The sequence below is a fragment of the Bartonella sp. AP21QHHD genome (genome assembly GCF_042196205.1).
Lineage (GTDB): Bacteria > Pseudomonadota > Alphaproteobacteria > Rhizobiales > Rhizobiaceae > Bartonella.
Genome location: NZ_JBHIPT010000122.1, coordinates 25,511 through 49,780, shown reverse-complemented (window position 1 = coordinate 49,780; position 24,270 = coordinate 25,511). Strand labels below are relative to the sequence as shown.

At 38.6% G+C, this 24,270-nt stretch carries 17 protein-coding genes and 1 other RNA gene; 7 read left to right on the top strand and 11 right to left on the bottom strand.

Annotated features, from left to right (window positions below):
• Positions 1–51 precede the first annotated feature (51 nt).
• The 5 genes from ftsZ (at position 52) to ligA (ending at position 7,914) form a co-directional block, all read left to right on the top strand.
• Positions 52–1,824, top strand: coding sequence for a cell division protein FtsZ (ftsZ, locus tag ACFIMC_RS09660; protein ID WP_375612001.1), 1,773 nt, complete (start codon positions 52–54; stop codon positions 1,822–1,824).
• Between the two features lie 214 nt (positions 1,825–2,038).
• On the top strand, positions 2,039–2,923 hold the full coding sequence (gene lpxC / locus ACFIMC_RS09655; protein ID WP_375638332.1) for a UDP-3-O-acyl-N-acetylglucosamine deacetylase: 885 nt from the start codon (positions 2,039–2,041) through the stop codon (positions 2,921–2,923).
• 158 nt (positions 2,924–3,081) lie between these two features.
• Positions 3,082–3,975 (top strand): outer membrane protein assembly factor BamD, encoded by an 894-nt coding sequence (locus tag ACFIMC_RS09650; protein WP_375613374.1) that lies wholly within the window; start codon positions 3,082–3,084, stop codon positions 3,973–3,975.
• A 6-nt stretch (positions 3,976–3,981) separates the two neighbouring features.
• Positions 3,982–5,643: a DNA repair protein RecN gene (recN, locus tag ACFIMC_RS09645; RefSeq protein WP_375671891.1), complete on the top strand. Its 1,662-nt coding sequence runs from the start codon at positions 3,982–3,984 to the stop codon at positions 5,641–5,643.
• Between the two features lie 111 nt (positions 5,644–5,754).
• Positions 5,755–7,914 carry an NAD-dependent DNA ligase LigA gene (gene ligA, locus ACFIMC_RS09640; protein WP_375671892.1) on the top strand — a complete coding sequence of 720 codons (2,160 nt, stop codon included), beginning with the start codon at positions 5,755–5,757 and terminating at the stop codon, positions 7,912–7,914.
• A 2,015-nt stretch (positions 7,915–9,929) separates the two neighbouring features.
• Here the strand turns inward: ligA and ACFIMC_RS09635 are convergent.
• From ACFIMC_RS09635 to ACFIMC_RS09625, 3 genes are read right to left on the bottom strand one after another with little or no spacing between them, the layout of a single operon-like run.
• Positions 9,930–11,756, bottom strand: a complete 1,827-nt coding sequence (locus ACFIMC_RS09635) for an aminopeptidase P family protein (RefSeq protein WP_375680996.1) — start codon at positions 11,754–11,756, stop codon at positions 9,930–9,932.
• 22 nt (positions 11,757–11,778) lie between these two features.
• Positions 11,779–12,648, bottom strand: coding sequence for a 50S ribosomal protein L11 methyltransferase (locus ACFIMC_RS09630; RefSeq protein WP_375634617.1), 870 nt, complete (start codon positions 12,646–12,648; stop codon positions 11,779–11,781).
• Positions 12,649–12,675: 27 nt separating this feature from the next.
• On the bottom strand, positions 12,676–13,257 hold the full coding sequence (locus tag ACFIMC_RS09625; RefSeq protein ID WP_375632977.1) for an SCO family protein: 582 nt from the start codon (positions 13,255–13,257) through the stop codon (positions 12,676–12,678).
• Between the two features lie 136 nt (positions 13,258–13,393).
• On the opposite strand from ACFIMC_RS09625, the gene ACFIMC_RS09620 reads away from it, so the two are divergent.
• Positions 13,394–14,023, top strand: coding sequence for a DapH/DapD/GlmU-related protein (locus ACFIMC_RS09620; RefSeq protein WP_375632975.1), 630 nt, complete (start codon positions 13,394–13,396; stop codon positions 14,021–14,023).
• A 56-nt stretch (positions 14,024–14,079) separates the two neighbouring features.
• Here the strand turns inward: ACFIMC_RS09620 and ACFIMC_RS09615 are convergent, their stop codons facing one another.
• The 5 genes from ACFIMC_RS09615 to ssrA all read right to left on the bottom strand — a co-directional run bounded on the left by ACFIMC_RS09615 (position 14,080) and on the right by ssrA (position 18,080).
• A complete protein-coding gene (locus ACFIMC_RS09615; RefSeq protein ID WP_375680995.1) occupies positions 14,080–16,419 on the bottom strand; it encodes an ATP-dependent helicase in 2,340 nt (779 codons plus the stop codon).
• A gap of 120 nt (positions 16,420–16,539) precedes the next feature.
• Complete coding sequence (locus ACFIMC_RS09610) at positions 16,540–16,791, bottom strand: ribbon-helix-helix domain-containing protein (RefSeq protein ID WP_273788067.1); 252 nt, start codon at positions 16,789–16,791, stop codon at positions 16,540–16,542.
• A 10-nt stretch (positions 16,792–16,801) separates the two neighbouring features.
• A complete protein-coding gene (locus ACFIMC_RS09605) occupies positions 16,802–16,984 on the bottom strand; it encodes a DUF4169 family protein (protein ID WP_375612011.1) in 183 nt (60 codons plus the stop codon).
• An 8-nt stretch (positions 16,985–16,992) separates the two neighbouring features.
• Positions 16,993–17,544 carry an SspB family protein gene (locus ACFIMC_RS09600; RefSeq protein ID WP_375612012.1) on the bottom strand — a complete coding sequence of 184 codons (552 nt, stop codon included), beginning with the start codon at positions 17,542–17,544 and terminating at the stop codon, positions 16,993–16,995.
• A gap of 179 nt (positions 17,545–17,723) precedes the next feature.
• Positions 17,724–18,080, bottom strand: a transfer-messenger RNA (tmRNA) gene (gene ssrA / locus ACFIMC_RS09595).
• Positions 18,081–18,178: 98 nt separating this feature from the next.
• On the opposite strand from ssrA, the gene ACFIMC_RS09590 reads away from it, so the two are divergent.
• Complete coding sequence (locus ACFIMC_RS09590) at positions 18,179–18,484, top strand: DUF2853 family protein (protein ID WP_375612013.1); 306 nt, start codon at positions 18,179–18,181, stop codon at positions 18,482–18,484.
• A gap of 68 nt (positions 18,485–18,552) precedes the next feature.
• Here ACFIMC_RS09590 and ACFIMC_RS09585 read toward each other — a convergent pair whose 3' ends face one another.
• From ACFIMC_RS09585 to ACFIMC_RS09575, 3 genes are all read right to left on the bottom strand, one after another.
• Entirely contained in the window at positions 18,553–19,860 is a 1,308-nt protein-coding gene (locus tag ACFIMC_RS09585) for an MFS transporter (RefSeq protein ID WP_375612014.1), read from the bottom strand.
• A 654-nt stretch (positions 19,861–20,514) separates the two neighbouring features.
• Positions 20,515–21,825 carry an MFS family transporter gene (locus ACFIMC_RS09580; protein ID WP_375613380.1) on the bottom strand — a complete coding sequence of 437 codons (1,311 nt, stop codon included), beginning with the start codon at positions 21,823–21,825 and terminating at the stop codon, positions 20,515–20,517.
• A 955-nt stretch (positions 21,826–22,780) separates the two neighbouring features.
• Positions 22,781–24,088, bottom strand: coding sequence for an MFS family transporter (locus ACFIMC_RS09575; protein WP_375671895.1), 1,308 nt, complete (start codon positions 24,086–24,088; stop codon positions 22,781–22,783).
• Between the last annotated feature and the right edge of the window lie 182 nt (positions 24,089–24,270).

Sequence of the window (24,270 nt, the reverse complement as noted above, 5' to 3'; positions counted from 1 at the left end):
GGATAAATTTCATCGCTTTGGCTTGCGGTGTCTTATGAGAAGGAAAAGAAAATGACGATTAATCTGCATCGGCCAGATATCGCGGAATTGAAGCCACGCATTACCGTTTTTGGTGTTGGAGGTGGTGGCGGGAATGCCGTGAATAATATGATAAATGCTGGTCTTCAGGGAGTTGACTTTGTTGTTGCAAATACGGATGCACAGGCTTTGGCTATGTCAAAGGCTGAACGTGTTATCCAACTTGGGGCAGCTGTGACAGAAGGTTTGGGTGCTGGGGCTTTGCCTGAAGTTGGACAAGCGGCGGCGGAGGAATGTATTGATGAAATTATTGATCATCTTGCAGACTCTCATATGGTTTTCATTACTGCTGGTATGGGGGGAGGAACTGGAACAGGGGCTGCTCCCGTTGTTGCTCGCGCAGCGCGTGAAAAAGGTATTTTGACTGTTGGTGTTGTGACAAAGCCGTTTCAGTTTGAAGGCGCACGTCGTATGAAAACGGCAGAGGCTGGTATTGAAGAATTACAAAAGTCTGTCGATACATTGATTGTTATTCCCAATCAAAATCTTTTCCGTATTGCAAATGATAAGACAACGTTTGCTGATGCTTTTGCTATGGCTGACCAAGTGCTTTATTCTGGTGTTGCTTCCATTACGGATTTGATGATTAAAGAGGGTTTGATTAACCTTGATTTTGCTGATGTTCGTTCTGTTATGCACGAAATGGGTCGAGCCATGATGGGAACGGGTGAGGCATCTGGTGATGGGCGTGCTTTGGCTGCGGCTGAAGCTGCTATTGCAAATCCATTGTTGGATGATACCTCTATGCGTGGGGCGCGTGGTTTATTGATTTCTATTACGGGTGGTCGTGATATGACTCTCTTTGAGGTTGATGAAGCTGCTAATCGTATTCGTGAAGAAGTAGATGCTGATGCGAATGTGATCTTTGGCGCTATTGATGATGAGTCATTGGAAGGTGTTATTCGTGTTTCTGTGGTTGCCACCGGTATTGATCGTGAAGTTAGTGATGTGGTTCAGTCCTCTCATCCTCAGATTCAAAGGCCTGCTTCTTCAATACGCAAGAGCGATCCTGGAACGTCACATAGTTCTTTTCATGTTCAATCATCGCCTCTGCGTTCTGAGTCAATGGTAGAAGTGATCGAATCACTTGAAATAGAGAAGGGTAAATCAACCGGAGAACAGTTCCGTCCCAAAAGTCAAATTTTTGCACAACCTGCAGAAGCAATGACGACACGAAGTGCCACGAATGCTGTTGCGTATGGTTCAAATGCTGTTCAGGAACAGAGATCAAATGTGCCTCGTATGCAAGTAAGCCGTGGTTCTCAACAGGCGATGACGGCTCCTGTGAGTATGGAGGCAACAGCGCATGTTCTTGATGAGATGACAGGGCTTGTGAAGCAAAAAGAAAAGCCAGTGCAACCAAAACAAATGCAACAAATGCAAGCGCGCGCTCCAATGCGTATGCCTGAGTTAAAGGATTTTCCTCCTGTTGCTCATGGACAAAGCCAAAGAACATTTGTGACGGATCAGGGTCCTCGTAATCTTTGGCAGCGTTTGAAACAGAGCTTGACACATCGTGAAGAAGCTGAGCCAGAAGCGAGGCTGGAGCCTGCTGTTAGATCGTCTCAGCAGAAAGATTCTCATGTTTACAATAAAAACTCTCAGGCGCTTTCTCAAGATGCTTCTGTTTATGTTCCACGTCGTTCTGGTGAGCTGCATCCTCAGGTACCACAAGATCAGCGTACTTTTATAAGTGAAGAAGATCAGTTGGAAATACCAGCATTTTTACGTCGTCAGGCAAATTAATTGATGAAAAATGAGGTAAAGTAAGAAATTTTATTATTTCTTTAATGATCAGGCAAAAATTATACAGTAAAATATATTACTGTATTTTGGATAAAATACTTTGTTTTAAAAAAACCGCTTACAATAAGCGGTTTTTTTGTATTATTTACTATGAATATTTTTTATAGTTTTATAAATTTTGTTAAAAGATGTACAAGCAATTTAATAAAATGATATGATGAATTTAGTACCAAAATATCAGTCTACTCTTAAAAAAGCAGTAACATTTAAGGGGATTGGCGTTCATAGTGGCTGTTTGTCAGTGGTAAAGGTTTGTCCAGCGGATGTTGGGTGTGGTATTGTTTTTAAGCGTTGTGGATTAGACGGAACAGAGAAAATATTTCAAGCCCATGCATCGCAAACAGGAGAAACTGAATTATCAACAGTACTTGGAGATGGAGATGTAAGGGTTGAAACAATTGAACATTTGATGGCGGCAATTGCTGCTTATAATTTGGATAATCTTGTTATTGAAGTGTCACATAATGAGATTCCTATTTTGGATGGTTCAGCGTGGCTATATTGCCAAGCTTTTGAAGATGTTGGTATTGTACAGCAAAATGCGTTGCGTTCTTATTTCATTATAAAAAAGCCGGTGCGGGTTGAAGGAGCTCATGGTGTTGCAGAGCTTTTGCCATTCGATGGACGTCGTTTTGATATAACGATCTCTTTTCCTTCTTCTGCTATTGGTAAGCAACATTTCAGTTTTGATCTTACCACACGAGGGTTTAGGGATGATTTGTCACGTGCGCGCACTTTTGGTTTTATCAAAGACGTGGAAGAATTAAGGCTTTCTGGAAAGGCGAGAGGCGCTTCTTTGGAAAATTCTCTTGTTATCGACCTTAATGATAAAATTTTAAATCCCGATGGTCCTTATTGGGAGAATGAATGTGTTCGGCACAAGATGCTTGATGCGATTGGTGATACTGCTTTGCTTGGGGCACCTTTTATTGGATTATTTCGTTCTTATTGTAGTGGGCATAGAATTAATGCGCAATTGGTGAAGGCTGTTTTGGCAGACGAATCATATTATGAAAAAAGCTTTTTGGAGAAAAAGTAAAAAAAATGGCAAGATTTTTTTATCGTTTATTTGATTTTTAAGGGGATGATTGACCTAAACTGCTAAATTGGTTATGTGGATTTTAAAGTGATATGGTATAAAACCTTTGATAAATTGTTTTTGCTACAAGGTGATATTCTGTGGAGGCCGGAAAAACTATGAAAAAATCTCATGTGTGCATTGGAAATATGACATATAGAAAATCTAACATTGTACGCAAGATATTGGGGGGGGTGCTTTTGGGAAGCACCTGTATGTTAGCGGGATGCCTCTTTAAAGAGAAAAATACCCTTGATCCATCTGCTTATGTTTTGAAAATAGAGCCACCAGATGTTCTCTATAATCAGGCGCTTGCTAGCCTTGAAAGTGGGCGGCTTGGGGATGCATCGAAGAAGTTTTTGAAGATTGAAAAACAGTACGCTTATACAGACTGGGGACGTAAATCTTTGGTCATGGGTGCTTTTACTAATTATCGACTCGGAAAGTATGATGATTCAATTAGTATGGCTCAACGCTATATTACTCTTTATCCAGGGTCGACTGACTCGGCTTATGCATACTATATTATTGGTCTTTCTTCTTTCCGTCGGATTCCTGATGTTACGCGTGATCAACGTGACACGAAACGTGCTATTGCTGCTATGCAGCTTCTTATAGAGCGTTATCCTAATTCTGAGTATGTCAAGGATGCTAAGGATAAAATCCGTTTTGGGCGCGAACAGCTGGCTGGTAAAGAAATGCAGATCGGCCGTTATTATGAAGAGGGGCGGCGCTACCTTGCGGCAAGTAGACGGTTTCGTACCGTGGTTGAAGAGTATTCCGATACAAATCAAATTGAAGAAGCACTTTTCCGCTTAACGGAAGTTAATTTAGCTCTTGGCTTAACGGCGGAAGCGCAAACAGCAGCAGCTATTTTAGGACGTAATTATCCCAAAAGTGAGTGGTATAAATTTTCTTATAATCTCTTGCAGAAGAATAAAATATCACCACATGAGCATAAATCTTCTTGGATCTCAAATGCTTTAGGTGGTGACAAGAAGAGGGTACGTTGATTCTCTATGTTGGTACAGCTTTCGATTCATAATATTGTTTTGATCGAAACGCTCGATATTCATTTTACAGCGGGGTTGACGGTTTTAACTGGAGAAACGGGTGCGGGGAAGTCTATTCTCCTTGATGCTTTATCACTTGCTTTAGGGGGGCGGGGTGATGCTTCGCTTGTGCGTCATGGTGCTGACCGCGGGCAGGTTACGGCTGTTTTTGATGTGTCTGTTTCACATCCTGCACGTCAACTTATTCGTGAGAATGGTCTTGATGACGAGGGTGATATTATTTTACGACGTGTGCAATCAAGTGATGGACGTAGCCGTGTTTTTATCAATGATCAGGTGTCTAGTGTTGCATTGATGCGGAGTGTTGGCCGTTTGCTGGTTGAAATCCATGGACAACATGATGATCGTGCGCTTGTTGATGTTGCTACACATCGCCAATTATTAGATGCCTTTGGTGGTCTTGAAGATGAAGTGGAAAATTTGCGTCAGTGTTATCACACATGGCGTGAATTTGAGGAGCGTTTGCAACGGCAGCGTCTTAAAGTAGAGAGTGCTGTACGGGAGGTTGATTATCTTCGTGCGTGTGTAGAAGAGCTTGAAAAGCTTGATTTTAAAGTTGGTGAAGAGGAAGCTCTTTCTCTTCGTCGTGCTGATATGCTTAAATTAGAAAAAATAGCGACAGATATTAAAGAAGCGGATGATCTTTTAACGGGTCAAAAATCACCAATCCCAGTACTTTCTAATTTGGTGAGGCGTTTGGAGCGGAAAATTCCTGAGGCGCAAGAACTTATTGCACCAGTGGTGAAATCTATTGATGAGGCATTGCATGCACTTGCAACAGCACAAGAAGGTATTGAGACGGCAATACGAGCATTAGATTTTGAACCTGATGAATTGGAACGGATAGAAGAGCGTCTTTTTGCTCTTCGGGGTTTTGCTCGTAAATATCAAGTTTCTGCGGATGAATTGGTTCAGTTACGCGATAAAATGGATGCTGAACTGGCTGACTTTGAAGAGGCTCAGACCATATTGACACGTTTTGAAGATGAGGCAGAGCAGGCAAAGAAAAATTATGATACATTGGCGCAAGCCTTAACAATAAAGCGTCGGGAGACAGCAAAGCATTTATCTGAAAGTGTTATGGCTGAGTTGCCGGCATTGAAGTTAGAGAGGGCTGAATTTATTGTTGAAATGCAAAGTGATATGGAAAAGCGGAGTGCAGAGGGATGTGATCGTATTGAATATTGGGTGCGGACAAATCCTGGAACACGTGCTGGGCCGATGCTTAGTGTGGCTTCTGGCGGTGAATTATCCCGTTTTTTGCTGGCATTAAAAGTTGTTTTATCTGATCGAGGATCAGCACCGACGCTGATTTTTGATGAAATTGATACAGGCGTTGGGGGGGCTGTTGCAGCGGCTATTGGGCAACGGTTGCAACGCTTATCAGAACATGTCCAAGTTTTCGCTATTACGCATGCTCCACAGGTTGCATCGAAAGCGCATGGTCATTTTCTTATTTCAAAAATTGAGAGTCATGATAAAGGACGCTTTGTTACTGCGATTCATAAAATGAAAGAACATGAGCGTGCAGAAGAAATTGCCCGTATGTTGGCTGGAGAACAGATTACTGAAGAAGCGCGTGCAGCGGCTCAAAAGCTTCTCGCATAAAGGTAATTAGTCAGCGATAAAAATACTAGAAAGCTTATATTTATTGAGATTCACTTGATGAGGAGGCGTGGGAGGCCCTTGTGGCAGCGCTTGTAATTTGGAATAGATTTTATGAACAAAGATGCATATAAAAATCTCACAGCTGTTGAAGCAGAACGTGAATTAGAGTGGTTGGCAAAAGAGATTGCACGTCATGATGTGCTTTATAATCGTGATGATCAGCCTGAAATTTCTGATGCAGAATATGATGCTTTACGTCGTCGTAATGCAGAAATTGAAGCTCTTTTTCCAGAGCTTATACGTATTGATTCTCCTTCACATAAAATTGGAGCACCAATTTCTGAAAAATTTGAAAAATCTGTTCATGCACAGCCTATGCTTTCACTTGATAATGCGTTTAGCTCTGAAGATGTTACTGAATTTGTTGAGCGTATTCGTCGTTTTTTACGGCTTCCAGAAACACAAGTGTTGGAAATAACAGCGGAGCCAAAAATTGATGGTTTATCTTTGTCTTTGCACTACGAAAAGGGGCAGCTTGTGCGTGCGGCAACGCGTGGGGATGGAACTGTCGGTGAAAATGTGACGGCAAATGCCCGAACAATTGCTGATATTCCACAAGTTTTGCAAGGTGATTTTCCTGATATCATTGAGGTGCGTGGTGAAGTTTATATGGGGCGGGAAGATTTCCAAGCACTAAATATCAGCCAACAAGAGAAGGGCAAGTTAACCTTTGCCAATCCTCGAAATGCGGCGGCTGGTTCTCTCCGTCAGCTTGATTCACGGATAACCGCTAGCAGAAAACTTCAATTTTTTGCTTATGCTTGTGGTGAGGTGAGTGAAATATTGGCAGAAAGTCAAATGGAGATGATGAAAAAGCTAAAAGAGTATGGCTTTGTTATCAATCCATTAACAAAAGTCTTTAAGACAGTAGAAGATATTATTTGCTATTATCACGATATCGAAGAATGCCGTCATTCTTTAAGCTATGATATTGATGGCATTGTTTATAAGGTTAATGATTTGATGCTCCAAAAGCGCTTGGGGTTTGTTTCTCGTTCGCCGCGTTGGGCTATCGCCCATAAATTTCCAGCAGAAAAAGCGATAGCGCTTTTGGAAGATATTGACATTCAAGTTGGTCGCACGGGAGCTTTGACACCTGTTGCACGTCTTACGCCTATTACTGTTGGTGGAGTGGTGGTGACCAATGCTAGTTTGCATAATGAGGATTATATTAAGGGAATTGGTCATAAAGGAGAGCCCATTCGTGAAGGACGTGATATCCGTGTAGGTGATAGCGTGATTGTACAACGTGCTGGTGATGTGATCCCTCAAGTTATTGATGTTATCATTGAAAAACGCCCGAAAGATGCTGCTGTTTTTATTTTTCCTCATTTGTGTCCAGCTTGTGGGAGTCATGCTGTTCGTGAAGTGGGAGAAGCCGTGCGTCGCTGTACAGGGGGGCTTATTTGTCCTGCACAAGCAATTGAACGTATTCGTCATTTTGTTTCACGCAATGCTTTTGATATTGAAGGCTTGGGTAAAAAACAGGTAGAGTTTTTTTTCTATGCTCAAGATGAGGCGCTTTGTATTCATACACCAGCCGATATTTTTACTTTACAACGGCGCCAAGAAAAGTCTTTGATACGTTTGGAAAATATGGAAGGTTTTGGTACTGTTTCAGTGCGGAAATTGTATGATGCCATTAATGCGCGCCGAGAAATTCCGTTGAGCCGTTTTTTGTTTGCATTGGGGATTCGTCATGTTGGCGAAGTGAATGCACGCCGCCTTGCACGCGCTTATAAAAATTATACAGCTTTTGAGACTGCGGCTATGGAAGCACTTATGCCATGTGATAAGGAAAATGAAGAAGGAAATGAGGCTTGGATAGAGCTTACCAATATCGAAGGAATTGGACCACAGGTAGGGAGCGCAATTGTTGATTTTTATCAAGAAGCGCATAACCGTGAGATTTTATCTGTTTTGCTTGAAGAAGTAATACCTCTTGATGAGGAGCCTATCATAGCAGATTCTTCACCAATAGCAGAGAAGATCATTGTTTTTACAGGAACTTTGGCGCATATGTCACGCGATGAAGCAAAAGCATTGGCAGAGCGATTAGGGGCTAAAACATCTGGTTCACTTTCTAAAAAAACAGATCTTCTTGTTGCAGGACCTGGAGCGGGCTCCAAATTGGCTAAAGCTGAGGAATTAGGTGTTGAGGTTATCGATGAAGAGGCTTGGCTACAGCTGATTGAGAAACATAATGTTTAGAGGGATTTTTCCAGAAGATCGTATGCTGTTTGTATGATTATCTCTCTTACATTTTTGGGGGGATGAAATCAAAAAGGGGGATAATAGGGGCTGTTTTTTGCAAAAACAGAGCGCCATATATTTTGATATTTATTAAGTTATTAAAAATGATTAACGTTGAACTTAAATATTAAACTTAAACTATTATGATGAAGAATATACAAGGTTATTATTAGTAAAAGATATAAATTATTACTGTGAAGAAAGGTAAAATTTTTGAATAAATATGTATAATTTAATCCAAAATGCCGTAATAAACCAATTATAATGACGTAATAGAAATATAACGCGGAAGATTACAAAATATAATAAAACATTCCGCTATAAATGAATAAGGGATATAACTGCGAGTTGTTTATTATGTTGAATTATAAAAGATTACTGGTATCTATGCTTATCAGGCATTATTAGATGGTACACTTGTCCAATTTCATTACAAAATTTCGGATATTCGCTAATGCGTCTAGCAGCATAATTTTTTTTCTGACTTCCTTCATCTCTCTCAAATTTCTCAGCATAGGAAATTTCGTTTATTAGAGCTAGTATTTGGACTGAGAATATTTCAGAATTAAATACCATTCGTGCATATCTAAACATTGGATCTGTCGAGTTCATGACCAGATTTTTTGCCCAAATGAAATCGCTTTCTTTCCAATTATATTGAGAACGTAACTTATGTATGTAGGTAGGTAGGGATAATGCTGGAAATTTTTTATTATACTCTCTCTGTAATAAGTCCACAAGGCATGCACACCAAACAACTTTCGCATGGATAAGATTTATTTTCAGGAATTAGCACTATCATACCAGGGTTTAGAACATGATATACACCATAACTCTTATTATCCAGATATTTTTTCGCAATTTCTAGACGCTCTTCGTATATATTATCAGGATATTGTGTCTTTACGTACTCTTCGTATAATTTATCGTACTTATTTGGAGTAATGACTTGATTTTCAGAAAATACAGCAATAGGAACTCGCTTAAATTTAGTAATTTCCTTCAATACAGAAGGCCCAATATAGTATCCAAAAATAATATTATGGAACAAAATAAAACTATACGCATTAGGATAATCACTTTATTTCTAAAATACTGGATAAGGATATAGCTTATTAAGATCTGTGATTAAGATTTTGTTAACTAACAAGCCATAAGATACACGCTTTATTGTGTCTTTTTCAAAGTATTTGTGAAATTTTGTAGAGAGTTTGAATCTCCTTTACTTATGTGACTGTTTTTGTGTTATGTAGTTTTTCATATACTCTGTTATTGTTGTTAATTTTTTAGCTGAATGACATGTTCAGGTAAAAACATATACCTCCATATATGTTGTTTTCATACTGTGCAGTTGGAAACTATTTATATTGTGGATAACGTTTTTCAACAATAAGTAATAGTCTAGAAAATAATATTGTATTGTTAACTATGCAAATAAATAAAAAACCTTAACGCTGATGTTATCATCATGCTCCTTCTTTTAATTCTAAATACTTAATTTTATTTCATGGCAGATTCTATTTCATTGTAGCAATATGTATTATAATGAATTACAGCTATTGTAAATGATTCAAGAATTAAAATAATATAAATTATCATTGTGAAGCAAACAAAAAGGTAAAATTTATTCGAATAAATATGCAGAATTTTTGAATCCAAACAGCGTAATAAGCTGGTTATAATAGGTGTTTTAGAAATACGATGCGGAGGGTTACAAAATATAACGAAAGTTTCCATATAAAGAAACTAGGGATATGAGAGTGTCTAGATGGAGATCGCCAAGATAAGTATTACCGCGTATAGGTGTATCTCATCTTGCTTCACCGAGGTTAGCGTTTACCGTACCAGCAAAAAACTTGAAGTATCTTGTAGAAATATTTTTTGTGTTTGCTGATGGTAAATTCGCACTTCTCTCTTTAAAAGAGAAGGGTGTAGTGTTTTGTAGAAAGGGTAAAAGTTATAGGTTGCTTCATTTAAAGGGGCATTGTTGCTTCTTTTGCCCATTTTTTATCTTCTTCATTTAAGTAAGGTGCATTCATCTGATAAACGCGCGCATGGTAATCATTGAGCCATTGTCGTTCTTCTTGTGTCAAAAGCTCTGGAAGGATTAACCGTCGATCAATGGGGCAATGTGTGAGTGTTTCGAACGAGAGCATTTCTATATCTCCACCATCAATTTTTTGTGCTGGCTGCACAATCATCAAATTTTCAAGACGGATACCAAAAGCGCCTTCGCGGTAATAGCCTGGCTCGTTTGAAAGAATCATACCGGAGATGAGTTCTTGGCACCCTTTGCGAGAAATATTTTGCGGTCCTTCATGGACAGAAAGATAAGATCCAACACCATGACCGGTGCCATGGGCATAATCAAAACCAGCTTTCCACAATGCAATGCGTGCAAGAGCATCAAGGTCTTGTCCTCGTGTGCCTTTTGGAAATCTGATAGTTGAAAGAGCAATCATGCCTTTGAGGACAAGCGTAAAACAGCGTTTTTCTTCTTCTCCAATATTCCCAATTGCTACGGTGCGTGTGACATCAGTCGTGCCATCACGATATTGTCCACCTGAATCAACGAGGTAAAGTTCACCGGCTTTGAGTTGTTTATTTGTTTGCGTTGTTACACGATAATGAATAATGGCACCATTTTCTCCTGTTGCGGAGATTGTATCAAAAGAAAGATCTTCAAGTTTTTCTCCCATTTCTTTTGCTGTATTTATGCGAAATTCTTCTAATTTTTGAGCAGCAGAAATTTCACTTATTGACCCTGGTATTTGTTTATCTAACCAAGAAAAAAAACGGGTTAGGGCAACACCATCGCGTAGATGCGCTTTGCGTGCGCCATTGAGTTCTGTGTCATTTTTAATGGCACGTGGTAGAGCAGCAGGATCGGTAAGTGTGATAAAAAAGCTATTTTTTTCTTCAATAACAGTTCGTAATTTTTCGCATGTTAGCTGTGGATCTAAGGCAAACACTGTCCCTTTTTGAACATACTCTTTGATCTTGGGAATAAGCTGTTCTGGTTCATATAATTTTGCATAACGTTCTAGATATTGTTTCTGTTCTACACCAAGTTTTTTGCTGTCAATGAATAAAGCTGGTGTTTTGTTAAGTGGAATGAGAGCAAAACAAAGGGAAAAAGGCGTGTTGGAAACATCATTGCCCCGTATATTGAATGTCCATGCAATGGAAGAGGGGTCTGTAAAAATAAAAGCATTTGCATGAGTTTGCTGTATATCTTTGTAAATCAAAGCGAGTTTTTCATCTGTATTGCACCCAGCATATTTGAGAGGGTGAATTGATAAGGCAGATTGTGGTAATTTTGGTTGATCATGCCAGAGCAGATCAATGGGATTATGTTGAACTTCTACAAGTTTTCCACCTGCTTTCATTTCTAATGCGTTTTTTAATGCATCGGTGGCAGCAATCGTGTGGAGCCATGGATCAAAGCCAATAGAAAGTTTTTGACCATTTTTTTCAAGCCATTGTGAGGGAGGACAAGTTATGAGATCTTCATAATTAAAAATATCAGGATCAGTTTGTTGGCGAACTTGGAGCTTATATCGCCCATCTGTAAATATGATGGCTTTGTTTTTTAAAATCAGTGCAATCCCAGCTGATCCAGTAAAGCCGGTTAACCAGCTAAGGCGTTGAGCATGAGGAGGGACATACTCTCCTTGGTGTTCATCGCACCGCGGAACAAGAAAACCATCGAGTCCAAGGTGATCGAGTTCTTTACGAAGGCAAGAAATGCGTTCTGCTGCATAAGCAGGATTTGTTGTCGCCTCAAAAGATTGATACATAACGACGTCCTTTTCTTTTATTTTATTTCAGGTGTATCGTAACCCATCCTTGCCGGTGGTATGTTTCGATATGCTTCAGTCCTTGTTTTATATAAGTCTCCAAAACATGGGCATGTTGTTCTTCAAGAATTCCAGAGAGTATAAGTGACCCCTCTTTTTGAAGTGCCGTTACCACTTCTTGCGCAAGTTCAATAAGCGGATTAGCAAGGATATTGGCAACAATGAGATCAAAAGGGGCTCGTGATGCAATTGCATCATGGGCAAAACCTGTTGCTGTAATAGCTGTAACATATTCATTGACATCATTGAATTCGATATTGTGTTGTGCAACTTGAACAGCAATTGGGTCAATATCGGATGCAAGCACAGTAATTGGTTTGAGCATTGCTATGCCAATGGCTAGTACACCGCTCCCAGTACCAAGATCAAGGGCATTTTGGGGATTTTCGTGTTTCATGACTTTGGCGATCATTTCTAAACAACCGGCTGTTGTTCCATGATGTCCGGTGCCAAAAGCTTGATTAGCTTCAATTTCAATAGGGAGAACATTTGCTGGAATGGCGTTTCGGTTGTGACTTCCATGAAGGAAAAAAGGACCAGCTTGCACAGGTTTTAGTCCTTCTAGGCTTTTTTGTACCCAATCAATGTTGGGTAAAACTTCCATATTAATTTTATCAAAATCTATAGAAAGAATTTTGGCAAAACGTTTCAATGCGTTCTCTTGATTGTCTTGATCGACATATAGAGAAAGCTCATATACAGCATTTTGTTCATCTATCTCTGTAAGAGCAAGAGGATAACCTTCTTCGTCAAAGGCTGTTTCTATAAGGGTATAGAACCGTTCTGCTTCATTTTTAGAAGCAGTATAATAGAGGCGAATTTGTTGCGACATGCTGTTCTTTCTTTTGATCGGCTTTTTTTAGTTTAAGATGAGTTTTTTTAACCGTTCAATGGCGATTTCATCTTTTAATTCGCTATCGCTTTCTTTCGTGTCATAACGGATAACGCCAGCTAATTTTCCACCTTTTTTGAGTAAAAAAACTGCTGCTGTATGGTTATATGTATAGTTTCCATCTGTTTCAGGAACTTTTTCAGCAACGATGTTGAAAGAATTGACCATTTTATGAACTTTATCAGGATCTCCACTAATGCCAACAATTTTATTGTTAAAATTACTGAGATAATCATGGAGTACTTTTGGTGTGTCACGTTCAGGATCAACAGTCACAAACCATATACCTAATTTATCAGCTTCAGGACCAAGGGCTGTAAGCCATCGATCAAGATTCATCAGTGTGGTAGGGCAGCTTTCAGGACACATAGTGAAGCCGAAAAAAATTATTGAAGGCTTGCTTCGAACATCAGCCTCAGTAATATTTTTTCCATTAGAATCAGTGAGAGTAAAGTTATCACCTAAAGGCTTATTTGTCAGCGTATCATAAATAAAAACACCTGCAAGAAATATGATTGTCAGCCCCAAGATGCGTATTACATTTTTCATAGTTTGACTCTCTTAGATAGATCGAGAAATTGTAACATCGGCAGGTTTGTTTTGCAATGTTTGTTTCATGGTTGATTTTATTGGCTTTATTGGTATGTCTTTCCATATCTATTGATGAAACATTGGTGAAAGATGTATGAATATTGAGAAAGATCTTCGATTTCATGAAAGTGAGCCTCGTATCCATACGACAGCGCGGCTGCATGGTTGTAAATTAGGGCGCTATGTGGAAATTAATGAGCGGGTGATTTTACGGGATGTAACCGTTGGAGATTTTTCTTATTTAGAGCGTAATAGTGAGGCTATTTATAGCGATATTGGGCGCTTTTGTTCTATTGCATCTCATGTACGGATGAATGCGTTGGAGCATCCTATGGAGCGCGTTTCAACGCATAAAATAACCTATCGTCCAAACGAATATTTTCGTTATATGGCATTAGATAGTGGTTTTCGTGAAAGGCGTTGTGCAAAACGTGTTATTATTGGGCATGATGTGTGGATTGGATATGGTGCGGTTATTATGCCTGGGGTGACAATTGGTCATGGCGCTATCATTGGCGCGAACGCTGTTATAACGAAAGATGTTTTGCCATATACGATTGTTGTTGGGGTGCCTGCTAAACGGTTGCGGATGCGTTTTCCCAATCATGTCATAGAATGCCTTTTAGATATGGCTTGGTGGGATTGGCCGCTTGATAAAATTCACAACGCATTGCCTGATATGCAAAATTTGCCCATTGAAGCTTTTGTTCGTAAATGGAAATGACATTCAGAATAAAATAAAGTGGTTTCTTGAAAAAATTGATCGTGGTTTACTTGTAATTAAGCTTTGTTTACAAAATTGTCTAGTACACGCTTTTCTCCGGCTTTTTCGAACATTATTGTCAATTTATGATCGTCTATTGCTGTAATATGACCATAACCAAATTTTATGTGAAAAATCCGATCATTGACAGAAAAATCTGATGGTGCATGAGAGATTGATTGAGAGATAACTTTCCCTTCAATATTCTTGTTTTTTTGTGCACGCTTTTGTCTTGCTGTTGCATAGTCAGTATAAAAGGAATCGTGATGTTGAAAGGAAGATTTTCCATAACCACCATAGGATGTTTCCATTTCTACAACTTCTATATGTTCTGCTGGTAATTCATCTAGAAAACGGGAGGGAAGAGCAGGTTGCCAAAGTCCATGAATTCTTCGATTCGATACAAACCATATATGCAAATGTTTTTTTGCTCTTGTTAGACCTACGTAAGCAAGACGCCGTTCTTCTTCTAATCCTGAACGTCCACCTTCATCTAATGAGCGCTGGTGGGGAAAGAGTCCTTCTTCCCAACCTGGAAGAAAAACTGTTTCAAATTCAAGTCCTTTGGCTGAATGAAGTGTCATGATGTTGACTGCATCCATATTTTCATTATTTTCCGTTTCCATAACGAGTGCAACATGTTCCAAAAAACTTTGAAGATTTTCAAATTGTTCCATGGAACGAATCATTTCTTTAAGATTTTCTAGTCTTGTAGGAGCCTCTGGTGAGCGATCTTCTAACCACATGGTTGTATAACCAGAATCATCAAGGACGATCTCGGCAAGTTCTCTATGAGGAGTGTCTTGAAGCATATTTTGCCAGCGGCGGAAGTTTTCAATGAGGCTTCGTAACGCACTGCGTGCCTTAGGCTTTAATTCATCTGTTTCAATGATGTCTGCGGCAGCAGAAAAGAGAGGAACAGCACGTGCACGTGCACTCTCATAAAGAATGCGCAGGGTTGCATCTCCTATGCCGCGTTTGGGTGTATTAATAACACGCTCAAAAGCTAAATCATCAGTAGGTTGGACAACAACGCGTAAATAAGCCATGGCATCACGTATTTCCATTCGCTCATAAAAACGAGGACCACCAATAACGCGATAATTAAGGCCAAGTGTTACAAAGCGATCTTCAAATTCACGCATTTGAAATGATGCGCGTACCAATATAGCCATATGATTTAATGCATGACCGGTTTGTTGTGCGCGTTCGATTTCTTCTCCGATTGCTCGTGCTTCTTCTGCCGAATCCCATGCTGAATGAATTTTTACCTTTTCTTCCTCACTCTTTATTTGAGCAGAAAAAAGGACTTTTCCCAGTCTTTCTTCATTATGAGCAATGAGATGGGAGGCGGTTTTAAGAATATGAGATGTTGAGCGATAATTGCGTTCTAGACGAATAATTTTAGCAGAAGGAAAATCTTTTTCAAAACGTAATATGTTTTCGACTTTTGCACCACGCCATCCATAAATGGATTGATCATCATCGCCAACACAACAAAGATTAACATGTTGACCTTGAGGATGTTGGGCCAAAAGCCGAAGCCAAAGATATTGTGCTGTATTTGTATCTTGATATTCATCGACAAGAATATAACGAAATTGAGAATGATATTCGCGAAGAATATCTGGATTATGTTGGAAGATAGAGATAGAATGAAGTAGAAGGTCACCAAAATCACAAGCATTAAGATCTTTTAATCGATTTTGATAACTGTGATAAAGTTCACGTCCCATGCCGTTACCAAAGGAATGAGCATCACTTTTTGAGATATGTTTTGGTGAAAGTCCTTGATTTTTCCAAGAATCAATCATCATGGCAAGGTTTCGTGCGGGCCAACGCTTATCGTCTAATCCTTCAGCTTGAATAAGTTGTTTTAAAAGTCGAAGAACATCATCGCTATCAAGAATTGTAAAGTTTCTTTTTAAATCAACAAGCTCTGCGTGACGGCGTAAAATTTTAGCTCCAGTGGAATGAAAGGTTCCAAGCCAAGGCATACCTTCAACAACTTCTCCAATAAGTTCACCAATACGTATTTTCATTTCACGTGCTGCTTTGTTGGTGAAAGTGACAGCAAGTATTTGCTGAGGAGAAGCAAGTCCAGAGCGTAAAATGTGAGAAATACGGGTTGTTAAAACGCGCGTTTTTCCTGTACCAGCACCTGCAAGAACTAAAAGAGGTCCCTCAGTATTCATAACAGCTTGTTGCTGTTCTGGATTGAGTTGTTCTAAATAGTCTGTGTTATATGATTTTTGTTCTTTTAGAGTATGGGAGAAAAAACCAGAGCTCTTCTTATCATGGTCTGGAGGGGAATCTTCTTCAAAGAAAGGTATGGTATGATCAGAAAAATTACTCATTATCTCTCTTTTGTAGTCTTTTTTTTATTGAAGTTCTAGATTAAAAAAAACTTCTCTTAAAAAGTCACAACAGTTTCAGTTGAACAGACAGAAAGAGAACGTAAAAAATAAGCACAAACATTAAAGGCGTTGGGTGAGAACGCTTTGAAGGGCATAAACGCGTAACGAAGCCGAAAGATTTACTTGTTGTGGTCTTTTGCTATCAATATCGGTAATAATAAAGGCTAAAGATTGTCCTTTTTTGCGGGCTATATCTTTTAGAATATCTAAAAATGGTGGTTCTAAAGAGACGCTTGTTGCGTGTCCATCAACGCGAACAGATATCTTTCGTGGAATGACTTTTGACCAATCGATAGAATTATTTTCGTGCATTTTTCCACCTTTATTCGTCGTTTCGCAAACGATTTTGATCAAGAAATTTTTGCATTTTTAAAGATTTTTGCTGCTCAAAATTTTTTTCAGTTTTTGTTCGTCCAAAACGATAACGATTTTGCTCAGCACAAAGAGATTTTTCTGTACGTTTTTTTTGTTTTCGAAATTGGCGAAGATTAATCAATTCAGTCATGAGAAAAATTATTTTTTCCGAAAGGAATCTAAAGAGACAACATCAGCACTTTGATTTTGTTTTGCATCGTTATTTGAAGGTTCTTTATTTGTACTGAGATTTTGTTCTTTTGTAAGCGTATTTTCTTTTTTTTGTTTGTTTGATAAGGTAATAGGCGTAGTTGAGGTATTTTCTGAATTTTCACTTTCTCCAGAGGTCAGATTTGAGGGCAGATCAAATGCTGCTTCAAATGCTGCTACAGGATCATAAAAGACCTGAATGGAAGTAAAAGGAATCACGAGCTTTTCGGTTATTTCCCTGAAAGAGAGGGTTACTTCGAAAGCTGTTTCTGAAACACTGAGATCTCTAAATTGATGTTGTAAGACGATTGTCATTTGCTCGGGATAGCGATTTTTTAGCCGAGGAGAAATTTTAACGCCTGGGGCATTTGTCAAAAAAGTTATAAAAAAATGATGATTTCCCGGAAGACCTGCTTTGGCAACTTCCGATAAAACTTTACGGATAACTCCACGAAGCGCATCCTGAACGAGAATATCGTAACGGATTTGATCTTTAACCATCGAAGTTTATTCCTTTTATTTCACGTAGCAGAATGGGGCGTATTGATATTGTGTGACAGAATATATTTTAAATTAGCAGATTTTTTCTACGATGCACCTCAATAAATCGAATAAATACGAAACTCTATGGTAAATAATGTCTGATAATGTCTGAAAGATCAATCAACAACATTTAAAAAAGTGAAGGCTTCTGTTGCCAGGTGCCTCCGAACCCCGCTTAAACCTGCGACGGTTTAAGACTTAAATTGAAACATTCACACCACCTTAAGCGGCGAGACGTGCTTCCGCATAGTTGTCATTTGCAACTACTCATTTAGTCCGATAACGGTGGTACAATGCCGAGTAAAAGAGCGATCTTTACACCCTTGTCGATCCTATTTCGCCCCCACCAAAATATAATTTTGGTTTCTTATATTTTGGTGGAGGCGCCGGGTACCGCCCCCGGGTCCAATAGGTTTATTACACCGTCCATTTATTACCATAGCTGGTAAACCAGCCCTCTAAATATAGATGAAGAACAGTCTTAGGAAAAGGGGGGGGTTGTTAATATTTTTAATCCTCTAATTATTTATGGAGCTATATGATGCGGCTGTAAAGTATAGTCCGCTCATTTTTGGAGAGGAGATGATGCAAAATGACAAATAATTTAGCAGATATTAAACTATATGATTCAAATCCCGATGAAGCAGCAGTAGAACGACTTAGCCGTCGTTTAGCTTTAGTGATGAAAAAGCAGGATGCAGCGCTTGTTGCTACATCGGATCCAAAAGAGTTAGAACGTGTTGAAAAATGGGTTCAAGATGTTTTAGAAGCCGATGAGAAGAGTGCTAAAATGGCTGTTTCAAAAGTGGCTGAGATGATGTCTGGAGAGCGTAGAAAAAGTCGTGTGACTTTTTATTATCTAGTTGCTAAGCACCTTAATGCACTTCATAAAATTTAAACAATATTAAATTTGTGATAATGATAAAAAAAGCCCAATTTCTTGGGCTTTTTCGTTGATAAAAAGGGTTAATGTTTTTCATCCTCTTGGAGGTAGCCTCCTTTACGCATACTCGGGACAAAGAGAAGAGCAATGAATGCCATGATCATCACGACGGTTATATAAAAATAAAAGAGTGATTCATGACCGTACTTTTTTAATCCAAGCGCAACGTATTCAGCAGAACCACCAAATAAGGCGTTGCCAATGGCATGAGAGATGCTAACGCCTAATGCGCGTATTGAAGAGGGAAACATTGCTGATTTGACGACACCAGAGATGGATGTATACATGCTCATAATGAAGAGCAAGCCAATAATGACGGAAAAGGCAACCCATATACTATGCGTATTACCGATTATCCAGAGTCCAGGAAATGTAAAGATGACAGAGAGTATACTCCAAATGATAAGTAAAGTTTTTGTTCCAATTTTATCGGCTATGATACCAGCTATGGGTTGGAATAGGATGAAAATAAATAGTACAGCTGTCATAATCGTTGTTGCGGTATGTTTATCAAAGCCGGTGGTTGTGATCAGATATTTTTGCATATAAGTCGTAAAGGTGTAAAATGTGAGTGATCCTCCTGATGCAAAGCATGCAATTACGACAACGGCTTTTGTATGCTTGGTGAGAAGTTCCTTAAGACTGCCAGAGTGTTTGTGAGAGCGGCTTTCTTTCGTGGTTGTTTCGTGGAGAGAACGACGCAGATAAATCGCAATCACTGCCCCGAAACCACCAATCACAAAAGGAATGCGCCATCCCCATGCTTTTAACTGATCTTCAGAGAGATAAGATGCTAGAATAAATATAATGAAGCTGGCAAGAAGTTGACCTGTAATAAGGGTGGCAGATTGGAAAGAAGCAAAAAGCCCACGATGTTTTTTGAGAGCAACTTCGCTCATATAAGTGGCTGCTGTACCATATTCACCACCTGCTGAAAGTCCTTGCATCATCCGAGCTAAAAGTAAAAGGATTGCTGATGTTACTCCTAAGGTTTCATAGGTGGGAAGTATGGCGATGAAAAAAGAGCCACCACACATCATAAAAATGGATATAAGCATCGAGCGTTTACGTCCATAACGATCGGCGACAAACCCTAAAAACCAAGCTCCAATAGGGCGCATAAGAAAGCCAATAAAAAACACACCTGCGGTTTTTAACAGTGGCGTAATCGTATCACCATCGGAGGGAAAGAATTGTGATGCAAAATAAATTGATGCAAATGAGTAAACGTAAAAATCATACCATTCTACGAGATTTCCTGATGCGCTTGCTATAATAGCAAAAACACGTTTTCTTGCATCCTGTGATGCTGAAGTTGTTTCATTTTTCATGAATTGTTCCCCTTTTGGATTTATAGTTCATATTTTCTAAACATAATTGTTTATGATTTCCAGAAAAATTCAATGGTATTATAATAATTTCTTAGGGAAACTCTTTAAGATGATTTATTAGAGTTATGTTGTCATTCGTTTTAAGATTTTTACTTGTGTTGTAGAATAAAAAGTTATCACATTGCATTTAAAGGGAGAGAACATTGAAAAGTAGATCAAGATACCTTTAAACTTGATGAGAAGAATGCAATATTGGCATCATACCGGAGGATTATAGAAGAGATGGTCTTTATGAGCAGAAAGCCCAAAAACTGAAGACATTTCATAAAGCTTAAGTTAATGTAAAAGGGGATTTTGTGTCCTTAATTATCTTATTGTATCATAACACATCATCATTTAGGAGGGTGAGGTAAGTCTCAGATAAGGTTTTCCGTATGAGGTGTTTTTTAGATATCGTGATAAATATTTAGGGTAGGGCTGCCCATAGAATCTTATCAAGTAAATTACATAAAGAGGGCAGTAACTATAGACAATTTAAAAGAAACTGAGTTGTTTGTAAGATGAATGCGGGGCGGGCTTTTCGTTCTTTACTAGGGTGGAGAGGAGATCAAAAAAAGCCCAATTTCTTGGGCTTTTTTTATCCAGAAAATAAGTTTAATGAAGTTTATCGTCTTTATCGAGATATCCTCCTTTATCTATATCGGGCATAAGAAGAATAGAGATGAGTGCAATGACCATCATACCAACGATGTAAAAAAAGAAAACAGATTCGTATCCCATATTTTTTAATCCAAGCGCTACATATTCAGCAGAACCGCCAAAGAGTGCGTTGCCAATGGCAAAAGCAAATCCAACACCAATTGCTCGGATTGAAGCAGGGAACAATTCTGCTTTTATGATACCAGCAATGGACGTATAAAAACTCATAACACAGAGTATTCCAATAATGATTAAGAGTGCTGTCCATGGATTATGGGCATTACCGATCATTTTAAGTACAGGAATGGTGCAGATAATGGATAATGCCCCCCAACTAATGAGTGAAGCTCTTGCTCCAATTTTATCGGCTAGGGAACCAAAAAGGGGTTGGAGTAGCACAAAAACAAAGAGGGCGGCAGTCATTATCGTTGTTGCGGTTTGTTTATCAAAGCCCGTGGTTGTGATCAGATATTTTTGCATATAAGTGGTGTATGTATAAAATGTGAGAGATCCACCAGCTGTAAAGCCAACAACCAAAAAGAAAGCTTTTTTATGATTGCGAAAAAGTTCTCGAAGACTACCAGCGTGTTGTTCAGAGCGGCTTTTGTGGGTTGTTGTTTCATGAAGCAAACTACGCAGATAAATTGCAACGATTGCTCCAAAGCCACCAATGACAAAGGGAATACGCCATCCCCATGCTTTTAACTGATCCTCGTTAAGGTAAATGGCTAAAATAAATATTATAAAACTTGCGAGAAGTTGACCTGAGATCGTTGTTGCATATTGAAAAGAAGCAAAGAGACCACGACGATTTTTGGGCGCAACTTCGCTCATATAAGTTGCTGCTGTACCATATTCACCGCCAACGGAAAGTCCTTGAAACATACGGACTAAAAGGAGAAGAAATGCTGCTGTTATTCCCAAGGTTTTATAAGTGGGAAGTATGGCAATGAGAAAAGAGCCACCACACATCATAAAAACAGAAATAAGCATTGAGCGTTTACGTCCATAACGATCCGCAATGTATCCAAAGAGCCATGCTCCAATTGGACGCATAAGAAAGCCAATAAAAAAGATTCCTGCCGTTTTTAACAGTTGTGTAACAATATCTTCATCTTCAGGAAAAAATTGTGATGCAAAATAAACCGATGCAAAGGAGTAAGCATAAAAGTCGTACCATTCTACCAGATTTCCTGATGCGCTGGATATGATAGCAAAAATACGTTTCCTTGTATCATGTGGATCTAAAGTTGTTTGATTATTCATGAAGTATTCCCCTTTTAGATTTATAACTTTTCTTCTTTTTAAAGCTATTTACGATGTGCATTATAAAAACGCCATTGTATCATGATAATTTTTTAGGGAAACATAAAGATTTTTTCTAGAGCTATCAGTGGTGTTTTGGGCTCATGGTGTTGTTACATTGCGTAAATCATACGCTTTTTACTATCCTTAAGGAAATATTATTTTTTGTTTGATTGTGAATTATTTGCATATGCAGAGTGTTTATGAAGATATGATACTCTTTAGTTTATATGCTTGATGTTGTTCCGTAAAATGATGTTATTGACTATTTCATGCGAGGTTGGTGTATCTGTTAAAATACTTTTTATGAATGAGCTTAAGTGTTAAGGGGGAGTACAATATTAAGAGTTCGTCAAAAGTATAATGATAGCGGCTTGCACTTTTATTAAGTGTAAAGAGAGTAATGTTCATGTTTATATTTTACGGGGCTTTTACGTTATGTCATTCACGGGTGTCGTTGTGAAATGGAGTTGGGTGCATTGAGAAATGTTTCTCAAAAAAGTGTGCGAATTCATAATATAATGGTATTTTCTATTTTCATGAAAGAATTTGTTTTGCATGAGGGGGTACTATTAAGAACGTATTAAACAAAATCATGAGTGTAATCTTTATTATTGATAAAATTATCTTGAAAGATAATCACTTTTCTTCGATTTTGAGTGGGCATGGGAATATTAAAATAAATCAAACGTTTTTTATCTTCAGTGAATTAAATTCAGCTAAAGAAGTATTTATTACATAATAATATGAAGCCATTTATTTTTATAAGCGGCGTGTGCAGGAGGGAACATTGCTTCTTTAGAGTGTTTGAAGGGATAAAAAATTGTGAGCTTTAAACTTCTATCGGAAAGGATATAAAAAAAGCCCAGTACTCTGGGCTTTTTTTGTTAAAATCCTTGTTTGTTAACATTAAAGGTTAATGAATATCGTCTCCTTGTAAATACCCTTTTTTGCGAGCATCTGGCATTAAGAGAACAGCAATGAATGCAATAATCATCATGCCGGTTATATAAAAATAGAAGACAGATTCATATCCAAGATCTTTTAATCCAAGTGCGACATATTCAGCAGAACCGCCAAACAGTGCGTTGGCAATAGCATAAGAGAGCCCAACTCCTATTGCTCGTACTGAAGCAGGAAACATTTCTGATTTTACAATGCCAGAGATAGATGTATAAAAGCTCATAATGCAGAGCATTCCAGTAATGACTGATAAAGCAATCCATGTACTATCAGTACTACCAATCATATTAAGTCCAGGAATGGTAAAGATAATAGATAAGACACTCCAAATAAGGAGTGAAGTTCTTGTTCCAATTTTATCTGCAAGAGCACCAAAGAGGGGTTGGAGTAACATGAAAACAAAGAGTGCAGCTGACATGATTGTTGTGGCTGTATGTTTATCAAAGCCAGTGGTTGTGATCAGATATTTCTGCATGTAAGTCGTATAGGTGTAGAATGTGAGCGATCCTCCAGCTGTAAAGCCAATAACCAGAAAGAAAGCTTTTCGGTGGTTGCTCAGAAGTCCCCTAATACTACCAGCTTGTGCACTAGAACGACTTTCTTTGGTCGTTGTCTCATGGAGTGTGCGGCGTAGATAAATCGCAACAATTGCGCCGCATCCACCAATGGCAAATGGAATACGCCAGCCCCACGCTTTTAGCTGATCTTCGGTGAGATAAAGCGCTAAAATGAATATAACGAGACTGGCTAGAAGTTGACCACCAATCAGTGTGGTATATTGGAAAGAGCTAAAAAATCCGCGGCGATTTTTGAGGGCGATTTCGCTCATATAAGTTGCTGTTGTACCATATTCACCACCGACAGAAAGCCCCTGAAGCATTCTGAGTAAAAGTAAAAGAATTCCTGCTGCCATTCCAATGGTTTCATAGGTAGGAAGTAGGGCGATTAAGAACGAACCACCACACATCATAAAAACAGAGATAAGCATTGAGCGTTTGCGTCCGTAACGATCGGCAATGAAGCCAAAAAGCCATCCGCCTATTGGGCGCATAAGAAAACCAATAGCAAAAACACCCGCCGCTTTTAAAAGTTGCGTAACGTCATTGCCATCTGAGGGAAAGAATTGTGATGCAAAATAAATAGATGTAAAGGAATAAACATAAAAGTCATACCATTCTACTAGATTACCTGATGCACTGGACACGATAGCCCAGATACGTTTTCTTGTATCATGTGGTTTTAAAGCTTCTTGTTTTTCCATAGTCGATCCCTTTATTTGATGTTCATCCATCTTTGTTCATTTATGTCATTTTTTTAGAAGCTGTCTATAGTATTTTATCTTTTGCATCAAAAATTTAGTTAGATCATGATAATTTCTTGTGTAAGATGTTTTTGGAAAAAGATTTGAATTATGTTTGTACGGATTTTACAGTTTTTATTTTC

Bases quoted from the DNA above. Each gene is read 5' to 3' on its own strand.
- ACFIMC_RS09625 (WP_375632977.1), bottom strand. From the start codon at position 13,257: ATGAAAAATGTAATACGCATCTTGGGGCTGACAATCATATTTCTTGCA.
- ACFIMC_RS09610 (WP_273788067.1), bottom strand. From the start codon at position 16,791: ATGCACGAAAATAATTCTATCGATTGGTCAAAAGTCATTCCACGAAAG.
- ACFIMC_RS09635 (WP_375680996.1), bottom strand. From the start codon at position 11,756: ATGTATCAATCTTTTGAGGCGACAACAAATCCTGCTTATGCAGCAGAA.
- ftsZ (WP_375612001.1), top strand. From the start codon at position 52: ATGACGATTAATCTGCATCGGCCAGATATCGCGGAATTGAAGCCACGC.
- ACFIMC_RS09600 (WP_375612012.1), bottom strand. From the start codon at position 17,544: ATGGTTAAAGATCAAATCCGTTACGATATTCTCGTTCAGGATGCGCTT.
- ACFIMC_RS09620 (WP_375632975.1), top strand. From the start codon at position 13,394: ATGAATATTGAGAAAGATCTTCGATTTCATGAAAGTGAGCCTCGTATC.
- lpxC (WP_375638332.1), top strand. From the start codon at position 2,039: ATGATGAATTTAGTACCAAAATATCAGTCTACTCTTAAAAAAGCAGTA.
- ligA (WP_375671892.1), top strand. From the start codon at position 5,755: ATGAACAAAGATGCATATAAAAATCTCACAGCTGTTGAAGCAGAACGT.
- ACFIMC_RS09580 (WP_375613380.1), bottom strand. From the start codon at position 21,825: ATGAATAATCAAACAACTTTAGATCCACATGATACAAGGAAACGTATT.
- ACFIMC_RS09575 (WP_375671895.1), bottom strand. From the start codon at position 24,088: ATGGAAAAACAAGAAGCTTTAAAACCACATGATACAAGAAAACGTATC.
- recN (WP_375671891.1), top strand. From the start codon at position 3,982: ATGTTGGTACAGCTTTCGATTCATAATATTGTTTTGATCGAAACGCTC.
- ACFIMC_RS09615 (WP_375680995.1), bottom strand. From the start codon at position 16,419: ATGAGTAATTTTTCTGATCATACCATACCTTTCTTTGAAGAAGATTCC.
- ACFIMC_RS09650 (WP_375613374.1), top strand. From the start codon at position 3,082: ATGAAAAAATCTCATGTGTGCATTGGAAATATGACATATAGAAAATCT.
- ACFIMC_RS09585 (WP_375612014.1), bottom strand. From the start codon at position 19,860: ATGAAAAATGAAACAACTTCAGCATCACAGGATGCAAGAAAACGTGTT.
- ACFIMC_RS09605 (WP_375612011.1), bottom strand. From the start codon at position 16,984: ATGACTGAATTGATTAATCTTCGCCAATTTCGAAAACAAAAAAAACGT.
- ACFIMC_RS09630 (WP_375634617.1), bottom strand. From the start codon at position 12,648: ATGTCGCAACAAATTCGCCTCTATTATACTGCTTCTAAAAATGAAGCA.
- ACFIMC_RS09590 (WP_375612013.1), top strand. From the start codon at position 18,179: ATGACAAATAATTTAGCAGATATTAAACTATATGATTCAAATCCCGAT.